Genomic DNA, 14,652 nt, shown 5'->3' on the forward strand with positions numbered 1-14,652 from the left:
GAGGGTCTTCAGACGTCGAAAACGTCCCGCACTTTCCGGCCAGACTGCGAGGCTCAGATGCGGGCGCCGTCGTCGTCGGGGTCGCGCGGGCCGCGGGGCATCTGGAAGACGAGGTAGAGGAAGCCGCCGACGAACGCCGCCACGAGGGCGTAGGCGACCAGCTGCGGCAGGTCGATGGCGAGGACCAGGCAGACCAGCAGCACGGCGGGGGAGCCGAAGATGCCGATCCAGGCCGCCATCCGGTCCTTGCTGGTGCTCGGCACCGGCGGGGGCGGGGGCGGCACGAAGCGGTCGGTGCTCCAGTCGGAGTCGACGTACGCCTCATCCCAGGAGGGTGCCGGACCCGCCGGAGACGGCGCGTCCGGGAGAGGCTCGTCCCGCCCGGCCGACGGGGGGTCGGGGTCGGGGTCAGCGCGCTCGCCGAAGTTCTCGACGATCGCGCGCCAGGCGTCGTCCTCGTTGTCGCGCTGCACGACTCGAGGTTACGCCGAGGTGGTGCGGGCGATGAAGGCGGCGGACAGGTCGAAGATCTGCTGGGCGTCGTTGTCGAGCGTCGCGACGTGGTAGCTCTCGGTCAGCGGCACCACGGTGACGTCGCGCGAGGACACCTTGCTGGTGATCAGGGGCTGCGACGCCTCGTCGACGACGTGGTCCTCGGTGGAGCGCAGGTAGAGCAGGGGCGCGGTCACCTTGGGCAGGTCGGCGACCAGGGGCGGCCACGCCTTCATGAGCGAGTGGATCGCCTTGAGCGGGGTGCGGGAGTAGCCGTGCTCGTCCATGCCCGGCTTCTTGATGTCGTTGGCCAGGCCGGGGAACGACGGGACCAGGTGCTTGAGCACCGGGAGCAGCTTGACGTCGAGCCTCTTGCTGGCGACCGCGGGGTTGACCACCACGACGCCGGAGATCCGGTCGGCGTGGTCGGCGGCCAGCCTCAGGACCAGCGCGCCGCCCATCGAGAGACCGCCCACGACGACCGCGTCGTGCTCGAGGCAGAGGGCGTCGAAGGCCCGGGTGAGCTCGCCGTACCAGTCGTCCCAGGTCATCGTGTTGAGCTCCTGCCACGTGGTGCCGTGACCCGGCAGCCGCGGGACGGACACGCCGTAGCCGAGGGAGCCGAGGTGCTCGCCCCAGGGCTTCATGGAGGCGGGCTGGCCGGTGAAGCCGTGGCTGAGCAGGACGCCGATGCGGCGTCCGCCCGTGAGCTCCGGACGCGCCTCGATGGTCAGGGGCGAGGCGAGGGGGTGCAGGGTCATGGCGGTGATTGTGCCCCACCACGGTGGTAGGTGAGAGGGCCCTCAGGCACTAAGGTTCGAAAGGTCAGGACGACTCACGGGTCGGCGATGGGGAAAGGCGCTTCGTTGTTCTACTGGTTCCTCAAGTGGGTGGCTCTGGGCCCCCTCCTGCGCGTGGTCTTCCGTCCCCAGGTCGAGGGCTCCCAGCACGTCCCCGAGGAGGGGCCGGCGATCCTGGCGAGCAACCACCTCTCCTACGCCGACTGGCTCTTCATGCCGCTCACGCTGGCGCGGCGCGTGACCTTCGTGGCCAAGGCGGAGTACTTCACCACCCCCGGCATCAAGGGCTGGTTCCAGAAGCAGTTCTTCTCCGGCGCCGGCCAGGTGCCCATCGACCGCTCCAGCGGCTCGGCCGCCGAGGGTGCGCTGTCCTCGGCCAAGCGGATCCTGGGCGAGGGTGACCTCTTCGGCATCTACCCCGAGGGCACCCGCTCGCACGACGGCAAGCTCTACCGCGGCAAGACCGGCGTGGCCCGCCTCGCGCTCGAGACCGGGGTGCCGGTCATCCCGGTCGCGGTCGTCGGCACCGACGTCGTGGCGCCCCCGGGCAAGACCTTCGGCACCTTCACGCGACCCGTCGTACGCTTCGGCAAGCCGCTCGACTTCTCCCGCTACGCCGGGATGGAGAACGACCGCTACATCCTGCGTTCCATCACCGACGAGATCATGTACGAGATCATGCGCCTCTCCGGCCAGGAGTACGTCGACATGTATGCGGGGCGCGCCAAGGAGGAGTCCAAGCGGCTCGAGGCGGAGGCCAGGGCCAAGGCCGAGTCCATCACGCCGCGCGACCCGAACGGCGACGAGCAGAAGAAGGCGTCCTGACCCAGCTGCGGCTCTGGTCGCGTCCGGCCCTCGACGTCGAGGACCGGCTCTTCCGGGCGCTGGGCATCCTGCGCGTCGTCCTGCTGGTCAACGCGATCGGCCTCAACGCCTACCGCGCCGACAACTTCGAGCGCCCCCTCGCCGGCGTGCTGTGCGTGCTCGTCATGGTGCTGTGGACGGGTGCTGCCCTCGTCACGTACGCCGATCCGGCGCGACGTCGTCCGTGGTTCCTCGGCCTCGACCTGCTCGTGACGCTGGCCCTGCTCGTCGCGTCGCCGATCGTCAAGGGCGAGAGCTTCAACGCCACGGTCCCCGGCTTCTGGGTGATGTGCGCCCTGCTGGCCTGGGCGATCCGCTTCCACTGGCGCGGCGGGCTGGTCGCCTCCGTCCTGGTGGCCGGCACCGACCTGCTGGTGCGCGACGAGGTCACCCAGGGCAACTACGGCAACACGTTCCTGCTGCTCATCGCCGGACCGATCGTGGGCTTCATGTGCGAGTCGCTCCAGCTGATGGCCCGGGAGCGCGACGAGGCGCAGCGCGCGGCGCTGGCCGACGCCGAGCGGGCCCGTCTGGCGCGGGCGGTGCACGACGGCGTCCTCCAGGTCCTCGCGCTGGTGCAGCGCCGCGGCGCCGAGCTCGGGGGCGAGGCCGCCGACCTGGGCCGGTTGGCCGGCGAGCAGGAGCAGGTGCTGCGCACGCTGATCCGCTCGCAGGACGCGGTGTCGTCTTCCCCTTCCTCTTCCTGGTCGGTCGAGGCGACAGACGCCGTCGCCGACCTCTCGGCGGCGCTCGGGGAGCTGGGCGCGCGACCGCACGTCAGCATCGCCACCCCCGGGACCGTCGTCGAGCTGCCGGCGGCGGTCGTGCGCGAGGTCGTGGCGGTCGTGTCGGCCTGCCTCGACAACGTGGCCGTCCATGTGGGTCCCTCCGCCCCCGCATGGGTGCTGCTCGAGGCCTTCCCCGACCGGGTCGAGCTGTCCGTGCGCGACGAGGGTCCCGGCATCCCCGCGGGACGGCTCGAGGCCGCGGCCGCCGAGGGGCGGCTCGGGGTGAGCGAGTCGATCTGCGGCCGCGTCACCGACCTGGGTGGGACCGCCGAGCTCTCGACCGGCTCGTTCGGCACCGAGTGGGAGCTCGTCGTACCCCTGGGCCAGCGGTGAGCGCCGCTCGTCGCTGAGCCCGGTGGCAACCTGCTGCTCCAGCGTTGCCGCTGCCGCTGCCGCTGGCGAGCTGACTGAGGAGACCGGGTGGAGGCCGGGCACTGGGGGCTGGCTCGCGGTGGTCGTGGGGGAGTCCTGTGCCGCCGACCGCGGCCGGGCGCTGCCTGCGGCACACGACCCGACCACCGCTCCTGCTGCGCCAGCGCCAGCGCCGGCTCGTGGTGAGCGCGGTCGCGAGGTGGTCCCTAGGCTCGGGGCGTGACCATCCACAGCACGCACCCCTTCGCCGACGCCGAGCCCGACCCGGTGCGCCGCCTCCGGGGGCGGCTCGGTGGTGCGGTGAGCCTGTGGACCTCGGGTGAGGGGCGGGGGCGTGAGGGTCTGACCGTCACCTCGTTGATGCTCGCGCACGGCGAGCCCGCCCATGTGCTGGCCCTGCTCGACCCCGACTCCGACCTGGCCGAGCGGCTGCTCGAGACGGAGCGCTGCGTCGTGCAGCTGCTCTCCTGGCCCGACCGCGACCTCGCAGAGGCGTTCGCCGGGACCGCGCCGGCGCCCGGGGGCCCCTTCCGGATGGGGGACTTCGAGCAGACCTCGTGGGGGCCTCGCCTGACCTCCGCCACCGCCTGGGCCGGGTGCACGCTCGTCGAGTCGCGTGAGGTCGGCTGGTCCGTCGAGGTCACCTGCCGGGTCGACGAGATCGAGGTCGGTGACGAGGACGCGCCGCTGCTGCACCGGCGGGGTCGCTTCCTCCGGCTGGATTGATCGCGACGTCCCCGAGGCTGCTTCTCGGCTCACTGGGTCTCGACGCGGCCTCGCCCGGGGGCTCGGCCGGCTCGACCAGCGAGGGGAGGTCTCGACGCGGGCTCGCCAGGGGGCTCGGCCGGCTCGACCAACGAGGGAAGCGATCGACCGCGGAGAGCCCGGACTCGTCTAGGGTCCAGCCATGGACTCGGACACCGACCCGCAGCCGATCCGCGTGATGGTCGTCGACGACCACCCGATGTGGCGCGACGCGGTCGAGCGCGACCTGCAGGCGGCCGGCTTCGAGGTGGTCGCGGTGGCGGCCAACGGGTCCGAGGCGGTCGCGCGGTTCCCCGCGGCCCGGCCGCAGGTGGTGGTGCTCGACCTGCAGATCCCGGCTCCCAACGGCGTCGAGGTCACGGCCGAGGTGCTGCGCCACGACCCGTCGGCGCGGGTGCTGATCCTGTCGGCCTCGGGTGAGCAGACCGACGTGCTGGAGGCGGTGAAGGCGGGGGCGACCGGCTACCTGGTCAAGTCGGCGTCGCGTGACGAGCTCGTCGACGCCGTACGACGGGTGGCGCGCGGCGACACCGTCTTCACGCCGGGCCTGGCCGGCCTGGTGCTCGGGGAGTTCAGGCGGCTGTCGGACCCATCGACCCACGAGGTCGACCAACCGCAGCTGACCGAGCGCGAGACCGAGGTGCTCAAGATGGTCGCGAAGGGCATGTCCTACAAGCAGATCGCCGAGCGGCTCGTCCTCTCCCACCGCACCGTGCAGAACCACGTGCAGAACACCCTGCGCAAGCTCCAGATGCACAACCGGGTCGAGCTGACCCGGTGGGCGATCGAGCAGGGCCTGGACGACGACGAGTGACCGAGTAACGCCGAGTGACGCCGACCAGGTCTCAGTCGCCCCGCGCCGGGTGCGGGACCCCGCCGGAGGGTGAGGCGTCGACGAGGTCGTGCTGCACGCCGTACCTCCCACGCAGCCGGGCGTCCTGCTTGACCCGGTAACGCTCACCGGCCCGGGCACGCGGACCCAGCAGGGGGCCCACCCGGTCGAGGCCGCTGTTGAGCCGGGCCAGCACCGGTCCGGTCCGCTCGAGCAGCCGCAGCGTGCGGGGAGCGGCCGGGATGCCGAGCTCGTCGGCCAGCCCGTCGCCGAGGAAGAGCCGCTCCAGCGCGTGCACCACCGGGGGTGCGATCGCGCGCAGCCGGGACGGTCGCGCCGGCAGCAGCTCCTCGATCTCGGCGACCAGGAACTCCCGGTTGATGCTCGCGACCAGGTCGCGGCAGAAGTCGTCGACGGGCGGCCTGGTCAGCAGGTAGATCTCCTCCAGCCGCTCCTGCTCGGCTCGGTCGGTGGGCAGGAGGGCCTCCTCGATGCCGAGCAGGTGCCCGAGGTAGCGCCAGCGGGCGTAGGCGGCGGCCTCCTCGTGGGGGAGGTAGGGCGCGCCGATGGTGCGCAGCCCGCGCAGCGGGATCAGGGCGAACTCCACGAGCGTGTAGGCGAGGTAGGACTGGCAGATCGGCACGCCCCAGGACGGGAGGTCCCACGCCGGGTCGTCGCGCAGCGCCGCCCGGACGAGCGCGTGGATGACCCGGACCCGCACGGTCAGCTCGAAGCCGGGGGAGAAGCGCTCGAGCCCGCCGCCGCGGCTGACCTCCACCAACCACGAGCTGACCTCGATCGTGCGTGCGCCGGCGCTCTCCACGTAGCGGCCCGTCATCGCCAGCGGTCGCGACGCCGCCGCGTTGGCATAGCCGCTGACCAGCGACGCGGCGCCGAGCACGATGCCCGACTGGCGCGTGTAGCGCCCGATGTGGGCGCTGTCGCGGTCGATGGCGGCCAGGTCGACCCACGCCGGCACCTCGTCGAGCTGGGCGAAGAGTGCGCGCAAGGAGTTCGGAGCGTCCGGGACGGCGTCGATGCCCTCGCGGCAGGCCTGGCGCAGCAGCCGCATCCCGCGTCCGTGGCCGAGCGCCGCGAGGTCGGCGACGAACGCGTCGGCGAGGTCGTCGCCGCGCCACATGCCGTCGACGTACGCCGTGGCGAAGCCACCATGGCGTGCCTCGGCCTCCGCGAGGTGCCGCACGCTCGTCGGGGGCTGTCGTCGGGTGGGGATCGCTGCCATGCTGCGAGCCTAGAAGTGAGAAGCCCTCACCTTCCATTCACTTCTGCGACCGACCGAGCAGCGACGCCAGGAGGCCCAGGAGTGGCTCAGAAGCAGCGGATCCGCCCCTCGCAGGCCCGGGCGGTGCAGATGCGACGCGACCTGCTCGACGCGACCCTTCACCTTCTGGCGACCGATGGGGCGGAGCGGTTGACGACGACCGCCATCGTGGAGCGGGCGCACGTGAGCAGCGGGACGTTCTACCGCTACTTCAACGACCGGGCCGAGATCCTCGGGGTGCTGCGCGACGAGGCCGTCGAGGCGATCTCGACGGACCTGATGGCCGGGGTCGTCCGGGCGCTCGACCACGACCTCGACGGCGGCGTGCGCGAGATCGTCCTGACCCTGGTCGACGCCTTCGAGCGGCACCGCGCGGTGATCCTCGCGATGGTCAACGCGATGCCGGCCGGCAGCAACGCCAACATCCTCCCGGAGGTCGAGTCCCGTCTCTTCCAGCTCGCGTCGGTCCTGCCACGTCGCCACCTGCCCCACCTGTCTCCTGCGCGGATGGAGGCGGTGGTCTTCATGACCATGGGCGTCCTCGTCTCGACCTGCCTGCGCGTCGCCCTGATGCGACCCGACGGCGTCGACCGCGACGAGGTCGTCGACATCACCGCCGCGATGATCACCGCCGGGCTCCGGGCCGGCTGACCGGCGGCGCGATCTATGCTCGGCGCGTGTCGATCCGCGCCTACCTCGCGCACCTGGGCATCGAGGAGCCCCTCCCGCCGACCCTGGAGTCGCTGCGGCTGGTGCACCGGCGCCACGTGGAGCAGATCCCCTACGAGAACCTCCAGATCATGCTCGGCCGGCCCCCGTCGGTGGACCCTGAGTCGAGCCTCACGCGCGTCGGCGAGGTCGGCCGGGCGGGCTACTGCTTCCACCAGAACGCCGTGCTCGAGCTGGTGCTGCGCGACCTCGGCTTCGCCGTCGAGCGGCGCCACGGCCATGTCTGGGTCACCCCCGAGCAGCGCGCCGACCCCTTCCTCAACCACCTGGTGCTGGTCGTCTCCGGGCTGCCCACCGACGACAACCCCGACGGCCGCTGGTGGCCCGACGTCGGGCTGGGCGAGGGCTTCCTCGAGCCGCTCCCTCTGGTCGCCGGCGAGTTCGTCGACGGCCCGCTCCGCTTCGCGATCACCGAGGTCACCGAGGACGGCTGGTCCTTCCGCAACGACCCGACCGGCACGTTCACCGGCCTCGAGGTGACGGACGCCCCCACCGACCCGATGACCGTCCTCTACTCGCACGCCACGCTCTCCACGGCCCCCGACGGCGTCTTCTCGCGGATCCTGGTGGTCCAGCGGCGTGACGCCCTCGGCGTCGACACCCTGCGCGGCTGCGTCCGGGGACGCGTCGACGGCAAGGGACGCCGCACCACCGACCTCACGTCGTACGACGAGTGGCGCCGCGCGCTCGTCGGCCTCGGGCTGTCGCTGGCCGGGGTGGAGGAGACCGACCTGCGGGCGCTCTTCGACCGGACGCTGGCCGGCCACGAGCAGTGGGTGGCGGCGGGGCGACCGTGACCTTCCGTCCCGCGCGGGCCGACGACGCGGCCGCCCTGCGCGACCTCGAGCGCGAGGCCAACCTGGTGGGGCTGGCGCACGTCTTCCCGGCAGCGGACTTCCCGTTCCCCGACGACGCCGTCCTGGCCCGGTGGCAGCAGGTGCTGGCCGAGCCGGGCGTGGTCGTCGAGGTGGTCGACGGACCCGGGGGTGACGGGGGTGACGGCGGCGAGGGCCTCGACGTCTTCGTCGCTCACGACGCGACCACGCTGCGACACCTCGCCGTCCACCCGCGACGTTGGGGGACCGGCCTGGCGCGCGTCGCCGTGGAGCGGGCGGCGGGCCGGATCAGGGCCGGCGGGCAGCAGCCGCGACTGTGGTGCCTCGCGGCCAACGACCGGGCGCTGGGGCTCTACCTCCACCTCGGCTGGGAGCCGACCGGTGTCGAGCAGCGCTCGGAGTGGACGCCCTACCCGGTCGAGCGCGAGCTGGTCCTGCGAGGATCGGCCGATGTCTGAGGAGCTGCTCGCGGTCGCCGACGAGCTCTATGCGCTGACGCTGGCGGAGTTCACGCCGGCGCGCGACGCACGGGCCAAGCAGCTCAAGGGCTCCGACCTCGGCACGGCGGTCAAGACGCTCAAGAAGCCGTCGCTCGCCGCGTGGGTCGTCAACCTGCTGGTGCGCCGCGACCCCGACCAGGTCGACCAGGTCCTCACCGTGGGCGCCGCCCTGCGCGAGGCCGCCGCGGCCATGTCCGGGGAGCAGCTGCGCGCGCTGACCCGCCAGCGTCGTCAGGTCACCGCCGCGGTCACGCAGCAGGCGCGGTCGCTCGCGTCCGAGGCGGGGGTCAAGGTGACCCAGGCCGTGGCCGACCAGGTCGAGGCCACGCTCACGGCCGCGATGCTCGACGAGCGCTGCTCCCAGGCGGTCCGCAGCGGGCTCCTCGTCACCGCGATCACCACCACCGGTGTCGACGAGGTCGACCTCGGCGGCGCGGTCGCCCTGCCGGGTGCGCTCGGCTTCGAGGCCAGCCCCGTCGCGTCGCCCGACCCCGACGCTCCCGCCGCCGGCGCGCGGCCCGACCTGCACGTCGTACCCGATCCCGAGGCCGAGGAGAAGGCCCGCGCCGCCGCCCAGGAGGCCCTGGACGAGGCGGAGGACGAGGTGCGGACGGCGCGCTCGGCCTACGAGGAGACGGTCTCGGCCCAGTCGGAGCTGGAGGCGCGCTCCATGCAGCTCCAGGCCGAGATCGACGAGCTCAAGCGGCGCCTGGCCGACCTCGAGGCATCGGCTGACGAGGTCGACGACGAGCTCGGCGACGCCGAGGAGGCGCGCACCGAGGCCTACGCCGAGCTCGAGGAGGCCACGGCGACCCGCGACGCCGCTGCGGCCGAGCTGGAGCGCCGCAGCCCCTGAGGCGTCAGACGGTCGCCCAGCCCTTCGACCGCTCGACGGCCGCGCGCCAGCGGCCGTGGGCCCGGTCGGCGGCGGCGCGGTCCTCGGACGGCTCGAAGCGCCGGTCGAGCTGCCAGGTCTGGCGCAGGTCGTCGGTGGAGTCCCAGACGCCGGTGCCGAGCCCGGCGAGGAAGGCCGCGCCCAGCGCCGTGGTCTCGACCAGCCGGGGCCGCTCGACCGGCACGCCGACCTGGTCGGCCTGCAGCTGGCAGAGCAGGTCGTTGGCCGAGGCGCCGCCGTCCACCCGGAGCGACCTCAGACCCGGCATGGTGTCGAGGACGTCGCGCACCTCGAAGGCGATCGCGTCCAGGGTGGCCCGCACGAGGTGGGCGCGGGTCGTGCCCCGGGTGATGCCGATGACCATGCCGCGAGCGTGCGGGTCCCAGTCAGGAGCGCCGAGACCGGTCAGCGCCGGCACGAAGACCACGCCCTCGGAGTCCGCCACCGTCGCCGCGATCGCTGCGGTCTCCGCCGCCGAGCCGACGATCTGCAGTCCGTCGCGCAGCCACTGCACGGCCGCGCCGGTCACGAAGATCGAGCCCTCGACCGCATAGGTCAGCTCGCCCGACGGGGAGCGCCACGCAGCGGTCGACAGGAGCCCGGCGTCGGAGCGGCACAGCGTGGAGCCGGTGTTGGTGAGGATGAAGGACCCGGTGCCGTAGGTGCACTTGGAGTCGCCCGCGTCGAAGCAGGTCTGCCCGAAGAGCGCCGACTGCTGGTCACCGGCGATGCCCGCGATCGGCAACGACAGGTCGAGGAACGACCGGGCGTCGGTGACCGCGAGCTCGCCCCAGCTGGGCACCAGCTCCGGCAGCGCGTCACGGGGCACACCGAGCAGCGAGCAGAGCTCGTCGGACCAGTCGCCGGTGGTGAGGTCGAGGAGCAGCGTGCGGCTCGCGTTGGAGACGTCGGTGACGTGCTCGAGGCCGCGGGTCATGCGGGCGATGAGGTAGGAGTCGACCGTGCCCACGGCATAGCGCCCCGACTCCACCAGCGCCCACGTGTGCGGCTCGTGCTCGGCCAGCCACATCAGCTTGGTGCCGGAGAAGTAGGGGTCCAGCCGCAGCCCGGTCAGCTCCGCCACGCGCGGCTCGTGCCCGGCGTCGCGCAGCCGCGCGCAGATGTCCGCCGTACGACGGTCCTGCCACACGATCGCCCGACGGGGAGACCCGAGGGTCTCGCGGTCCCACAGCACGATCGTCTCGCGCTGGTTGGTGATCCCGATGCCCCGGAGCTCGGCCCGGTCGACCTGCCCCAGGGCGACCCGGCACGCCTCCAGCGTCGCCTGCCAGATCTCCTCGGGCGCGTGCTCGACCCAGCCCGGTTGGGGGAAGTGCTGGGCGAACTCCTGGTAGCCCTTCGCCGCGATCCGTCCGTCGGGCGTGACGACGACGGCGGTGACGCCGGTGGTGCCGGCGTCGATGGCGAGGATGCTCACCGATCGCCTCGCACGATGGCCAGCACCCGCCGGTCGATCCACTCCAGCTGCGGGGACACCCGCATCTCGTAGTTCTCCGTGCCGACCCAGGTGTGGAAGTCGGGGTGGCCCTGCGCCTGCGCGAAGGCCTCGAGCTCGGCCTCGAGCTCGGGGGTGACCGCGACCTGCTCGTCGGGCGTCGAGGCGGTCAGGTAGAGCACGTTGAGGTCGAGCAACCGCGTCAGCTCCTCGATGGGTGCGACGTGGTCGTCGACGCGCAGGTCGGTGTCGATGTCGTCACCGCCGCCGTAGCCGGCCTCGTCACGCACGACGAGCAGCGCGGCCGACTGCCGCCCGCGCTTGTCGCCTCCCGCGGCGTCGCCGGCCGCGAGCGCGGCGAGCAGGCGCTGGGCCAGCGGGGACTCCGGGTCGGAGGCGAGCCAGGCCCGCTCCATCTCCTCCACGACCTCGGAGCCTGCCAGGCAGTTGCCCTGGATGGCGTAGCCCTCGCCCGTCACCCCGCCGGCCCACTCGATGCAGGCGTGGCCGGTGTGGGACGCCGCGTTGCCGTCGAGGTCGACGATGCCGACCTGGCGCTCGTCACGACCCTCGTCCTCCTCGAGCAGCCGCTGGAGCGCCACGGACGCGGTCGCGCCCTCGTCGAGGTGGGCGAGCGCGAGGCCCTTGTAGGCGACGTTGGCGTCGGCCTGCGTGGCGATGGCACCGACCTGGGCGACGGCGGCGGGGACGACGGCACCGACGGCGAGGAACTTCGAGGCCACGGCGACCCCCCAGGACTCGGTGTCGGCGGAGCGGGCAACGATCGAGAAGGTCATGCGCCGGAGACTATCGACCCGGCCTGCGCGGTTGGGGTCATCACCACGGGGCAGGCTCCAGTCGTGCTCAACGACCTCGCGCGCCAGACCCGGATCATGCTCTTCGCCCAGCTGCTCGGACCCGCCCTCCTGTTCGGCTCGGTGCTCGCGGTCGACGGGGAGCACTGGGTCGTCTTCGGATCGCTCGTCGGCCTCGGCATCCTCGTGACGATCGGCTGGGCGATCGGTGTGGTCGTGTGGAACAGGCGCGCCGACCGACGCTTCAGGGCCGCGCTCGAGGAGGGCGCGGCCGCCCTCGTGGCGGGGCGCGTCGCCGGCGTGCCGGCGCCGGGGCTCGTCGTACGACGCAAGCTGGCGCGGCGTTCCCCGTCGTTCCTGGTCGGGACGGCCGGGCCGATCGAGGGGCCGTCGGCGGTCCTCGCGATCACCGTGCTCGCCGAGGGTGGTGCCCGACGCGTGGCGGCCCTGGTGCCGGCGATGCTGGCGCTCCACGCCCGCAAGGCACCGGTCGCGGTGCTGCTGCACCCCGACGACCCCGAGGTCGCCGTGCTCGACCCGCGGGTCGGCCAGTCGCAGCTCGCGGCCATCACCGAGGACCCCCGGTGGCGCAGCGAGACCCTGCCGACCGACCGCACCGTGGTCGGCGGCTGGCTGCCGCTGGTCGGCTGCGCGCTGCTGGGCGTGGCCGTCGGTGTCGGCTTCGACTGGCTCGTGGTGACCCTCGCCACCTGAACCCAAACCTGGCTAGGGTGGGCGAGCTCCCTGTGAACGATCCAAGTCCCGCCCGCCGTCGGTCTCGTCGACCGGCTCATCCAGGAGGTCCCATGCGCGTCGGAGTGCTCACCGGAGGCGGGGACTGCCCCGGCCTCAACGCCGTCATCCGGGCCGTGGTCCGCAAGGGCGTCAGCACCCACGGATTCGAGTTCGTCGGCTACCGCGACGGCTGGAAGGGACCGCTCGAGGGCGAGACGATGCAGCTGGGCATCCAGGAGTGCCGCGGCATCCTGCCCCGTGGCGGCACGATCCTCGGCTCCTCGCGCACCAACCCCTTCAAGATCGAGGGCGGCGTCGAGCGCATCAAGGACAACCTCGCGAGCGACGGCGTCGACGCCCTCATCGCGATCGGCGGCGAGGACACCCTCGGCGTCGCGACCAAGCTCGCCGACCTCGGCGTGCACGTGGTGGGCGTGCCCAAGACCATCGACAACGACCTCTCGGGCACCGACTTCACCTTCGGCTTCGACACCGCGGTCAACATCGCGACCGAGGCCATCGACCGGCTCCACACCACGGCCGAGTCGCACCACCGGGTGCTGGTCGTCGAGGTCATGGGCCGCCACGCCGGCTGGATCGCGCTGCACGCGGGCATCGCGGGCGGCGCCAGCGCCGTGCTGATCCCCGAGCAGCCCTTCGACATCGAGGCGCTCTGCGAGCACGTGGAGACCCGCTTCAAGACCAAGTACGCCCCGATCATCGTCGTGTCCGAGGGAGCCGTGCCGCAGGAGTCCGACGGCGAGCACGGCATGACCCTGGTGTCGGGGGAGAAGGACGCCTTCGGCCACGTGCGCCTCGGTGGCATCGGCGACCGGCTCGCCAGCGAGATCGAGCACCGCACCGGCAAGGAGGCCCGCGCGGTCGTCCTCGGCCACGTGCAGCGCGGCGGCACGCCCACGGCGTTCGACCGCTGGCTGGCCACCCGCTTCGGCCTCCAGGCCGTCGACGCCGTCGCGGACGGCGACTGGGGCACGATGATGGCGCTGCGCGGCACCAAGATCATCCGGGTGCCGCTGGCCGAGGGCACCGCCGAGCTCAAGCTCGTCAGTCCCGAAGAGTACGCCGAGGCGCAGGTCTTCTTCGGCTGACGGCACGCGGGCGCCCAGCGGGCGCAACGCCGGGGCGCCTGGTGGCCAAACCGGCCTTCTGGGTATTGGGTTGGAGCACTGTCCCCTCCTCCGCAGGAGCCCGCGATGACCGCCAGCAGCACCGACGTCGACGTCAACGGGCCCGAGCCCGACCTCCAGCGGGTGATGGGCCCCAAGCTCCTGCTGCTCTTCATCGTCGGGGACATCCTGGGCGCGGGCATCTACGCCGTCACCGGGGAGATGGCCCTCGAGGTGGGCGGCATCGTGTGGGTGCCGTTCCTCGTGGCCTTCGCCGTGGCCACGCTGACCGCGCTGTCCTACCTCGAGCTGGTCACGAAGTTCCCCCAGGCGGCGGGTGCGGCGCTCTACACGCACAAGGCCTTCGGCATCCACTTCGTCACCTTCCTGGTGGCCTTCGGCGTCATCTGCTCCGGCATCACCAGCGCCTCGACCGCCGCCAACCTGCTCGGGACCAACCTCCTGGCGGGGCTCGACGGTCTCGGCGTCGGCGGCATCGACCCCGAGAGCAGCACCGCGATCACGGCGGTGGCGATGGGCTTCATGGTGCTCCTCGCGCTGATCAACCTGCGGGGCGTGGGGGAGAGCGTGAAGTTCAACGTCTTCCTGACCCTCGTGGAGATGCTCGCGCTGGTCATCGTCATCGCGATCGGCTTCGTCGTGATCTCCCGTGGCGACGGCGACCTGGGCCGGATGGTCGTCTTCGAGAGCGGCTCCGAGCGCGGGCTCTTCCTCGCGGTCACGGTCGCGACGGCGATCGCGTTCTTCGCGATGGTCGGCTTCGAGGACTCGGTCAACATGGTCGAGGAGATCAAGGACCCGGAGCGCACCTTCCCCCGGATCATGCTGACCGGGCTGGGGATCGCGGTGCTCTTCTACGTCCTCGTCTCCATCTCGGTCGTCGCGGTGATCCCCGAGGGCGAGATCGAGCAGGTCGTTGCCGACGAGGGCAAGGTCCTGCTCAACGTCGTCAGCACCGGAGCGCCCAACCTGCCGATCGACGACGTGTTCCCCTTCCTCACCGTCATCGCCGTCGCCAACACCGCGCTGATCAACATGCTGATGGCCAGCCGCCTGCTCTACGGCCTCGCCCACCAGGACGTCCTGCCCCGCAGCCTGGGCAAGGTGCTGCCGGGTCGTCGTACGCCGTGGGTCGGCATCCTCTTCTCCACCGTCCTGGCCCTCGGCCTGATCTTCGCGGTCACGTTCCTGGCCGACACCTCGGTCATCAAGGCCCTCTCCGGCACGACCGCGCTGCTGCTCCTGTGCGTCTTCGCGATCGTCAACGTCGCCTGCGTGGTGCTGCGCCGGGAGCCCTCCGGTGCCTTCTCCGCGCCGACGTGGGCGCCCTACGTCGGTGCGGT

At 72.5% G+C, this 14,652-nt stretch carries 16 protein-coding genes; 11 read left to right on the forward strand and 5 right to left on the reverse strand.

What is annotated here, in order from left to right; all coding sequences use genetic code 11:
- Positions 1-53: 53 nt before the first annotated feature.
- The gene (locus AAG827_RS20285) at positions 54-473 is read right to left on the reverse strand and encodes a hypothetical protein (RefSeq protein ID WP_341928028.1); all 420 of its coding nucleotides are present in this window, start codon (positions 471-473) and stop codon (positions 54-56) included.
- A gap of 9 nt (positions 474-482) precedes the next feature.
- Complete coding sequence (locus AAG827_RS20290; protein WP_341928029.1) at positions 483-1,253, reverse strand: alpha/beta fold hydrolase; 771 nt, start codon at positions 1,251-1,253, stop codon at positions 483-485.
- 87 nt (positions 1,254-1,340) lie between these two features.
- On the opposite strand from AAG827_RS20290, the gene AAG827_RS20295 reads away from it, so the two are divergent.
- The 4 genes from AAG827_RS20295 to AAG827_RS20310 all read left to right on the forward strand — a co-directional run bounded on the left by AAG827_RS20295 (position 1,341) and on the right by AAG827_RS20310 (position 4,895).
- Positions 1,341-2,117, forward strand: coding sequence for a lysophospholipid acyltransferase family protein (locus AAG827_RS20295; RefSeq protein ID WP_341928030.1), 777 nt, complete (start codon positions 1,341-1,343; stop codon positions 2,115-2,117).
- A gap of 5 nt (positions 2,118-2,122) precedes the next feature.
- Positions 2,123-3,277 (forward strand): DUF5931 domain-containing protein, encoded by a 1,155-nt coding sequence (locus tag AAG827_RS20300; RefSeq protein WP_341928043.1) that lies wholly within the window; start codon positions 2,123-2,125, stop codon positions 3,275-3,277.
- Between the two features lie 258 nt (positions 3,278-3,535).
- Complete coding sequence (locus AAG827_RS20305) at positions 3,536-4,042, forward strand: flavin reductase family protein (protein WP_341928031.1); 507 nt, start codon at positions 3,536-3,538, stop codon at positions 4,040-4,042.
- A 181-nt stretch (positions 4,043-4,223) separates the two neighbouring features.
- A complete protein-coding gene (locus AAG827_RS20310) occupies positions 4,224-4,895 on the forward strand; it encodes a response regulator transcription factor (protein WP_341928032.1) in 672 nt (223 codons plus the stop codon).
- A gap of 31 nt (positions 4,896-4,926) precedes the next feature.
- Here the strand turns inward: AAG827_RS20310 and AAG827_RS20315 are convergent, their stop codons facing one another.
- Entirely contained in the window at positions 4,927-6,156 is a 1,230-nt protein-coding gene (locus AAG827_RS20315) for an oxygenase MpaB family protein (protein WP_341928033.1), read from the reverse strand.
- An 81-nt stretch (positions 6,157-6,237) separates the two neighbouring features.
- On the opposite strand from AAG827_RS20315, the gene AAG827_RS20320 reads away from it, so the two are divergent.
- From AAG827_RS20320 to AAG827_RS20335, 4 genes are read left to right on the forward strand one after another with little or no spacing between them, the layout of a single operon-like run.
- On the forward strand, positions 6,238-6,846 hold the full coding sequence (locus tag AAG827_RS20320) for a TetR/AcrR family transcriptional regulator (protein ID WP_341928034.1): 609 nt from the start codon (positions 6,238-6,240) through the stop codon (positions 6,844-6,846).
- A gap of 26 nt (positions 6,847-6,872) precedes the next feature.
- Positions 6,873-7,721, forward strand: coding sequence for an arylamine N-acetyltransferase (locus AAG827_RS20325; protein WP_341928035.1), 849 nt, complete (start codon positions 6,873-6,875; stop codon positions 7,719-7,721).
- Positions 7,718-8,218 (forward strand): GNAT family N-acetyltransferase, encoded by a 501-nt coding sequence (locus AAG827_RS20330; protein WP_341928036.1) that lies wholly within the window; start codon positions 7,718-7,720, stop codon positions 8,216-8,218. Before AAG827_RS20325 ends, AAG827_RS20330 begins: the two co-directional genes overlap by 4 nt.
- Positions 8,211-9,116, forward strand: coding sequence for a hypothetical protein (locus AAG827_RS20335; protein ID WP_341928037.1), 906 nt, complete (start codon positions 8,211-8,213; stop codon positions 9,114-9,116). The genes AAG827_RS20330 and AAG827_RS20335 overlap by 8 nt, the downstream gene beginning before the upstream one ends.
- Before the next feature lie 4 nt (positions 9,117-9,120).
- Here AAG827_RS20335 and AAG827_RS20340 read toward each other — a convergent pair whose 3' ends face one another.
- Together AAG827_RS20340 and AAG827_RS20345 are read right to left on the reverse strand one after the other, a co-directional pair.
- Positions 9,121-10,593 (reverse strand): glycerol kinase, encoded by a 1,473-nt coding sequence (locus AAG827_RS20340; protein ID WP_341928038.1) that lies wholly within the window; start codon positions 10,591-10,593, stop codon positions 9,121-9,123.
- Complete coding sequence (locus AAG827_RS20345) at positions 10,590-11,408, reverse strand: DUF1028 domain-containing protein (RefSeq protein WP_341928039.1); 819 nt, start codon at positions 11,406-11,408, stop codon at positions 10,590-10,592. Before AAG827_RS20345 ends, AAG827_RS20340 begins: the two co-directional genes overlap by 4 nt.
- A gap of 63 nt (positions 11,409-11,471) precedes the next feature.
- Between AAG827_RS20345 and AAG827_RS20350 the strand changes: the two genes are divergently transcribed.
- From AAG827_RS20350 to AAG827_RS20360, 3 genes are all read left to right on the forward strand, one after another.
- Entirely contained in the window at positions 11,472-12,140 is a 669-nt protein-coding gene (locus AAG827_RS20350; RefSeq protein ID WP_341928040.1) for a hypothetical protein, read from the forward strand.
- A 92-nt stretch (positions 12,141-12,232) separates the two neighbouring features.
- Positions 12,233-13,270, forward strand: a complete 1,038-nt coding sequence (locus tag AAG827_RS20355) for a 6-phosphofructokinase (RefSeq protein ID WP_341928041.1) — start codon at positions 12,233-12,235, stop codon at positions 13,268-13,270.
- Between the two features lie 105 nt (positions 13,271-13,375).
- A partial coding sequence (locus tag AAG827_RS20360; protein ID WP_341928042.1) for an APC family permease occupies positions 13,376-14,652 on the forward strand: 1,277 nt, incomplete at its 3' end.

Source organism: Nocardioides psychrotolerans, assembly GCF_943371775.1.
Classification (GTDB): Bacteria; Actinomycetota; Actinomycetes; order Propionibacteriales; family Nocardioidaceae; genus Nocardioides; species Nocardioides psychrotolerans_A.

Coding starts and splice junctions, on each gene's coding strand:
- AAG827_RS20290 (WP_341928029.1), bottom strand. CDS start 1,253: ATGACCCTGCACCCCCTCGCCTCGCCCCTGACCATCGAGGCGCGTCCG.
- AAG827_RS20295 (WP_341928030.1), top strand. CDS start 1,341: ATGGGGAAAGGCGCTTCGTTGTTCTACTGGTTCCTCAAGTGGGTGGCT.
- AAG827_RS20310 (WP_341928032.1), top strand. CDS start 4,224: ATGGACTCGGACACCGACCCGCAGCCGATCCGCGTGATGGTCGTCGAC.
- AAG827_RS20345 (WP_341928039.1), bottom strand. CDS start 11,408: ATGACCTTCTCGATCGTTGCCCGCTCCGCCGACACCGAGTCCTGGGGG.
- AAG827_RS20335 (WP_341928037.1), top strand. CDS start 8,211: ATGTCTGAGGAGCTGCTCGCGGTCGCCGACGAGCTCTATGCGCTGACG.
- AAG827_RS20355 (WP_341928041.1), top strand. CDS start 12,233: ATGCGCGTCGGAGTGCTCACCGGAGGCGGGGACTGCCCCGGCCTCAAC.
- AAG827_RS20315 (WP_341928033.1), bottom strand. CDS start 6,156: ATGGCAGCGATCCCCACCCGACGACAGCCCCCGACGAGCGTGCGGCAC.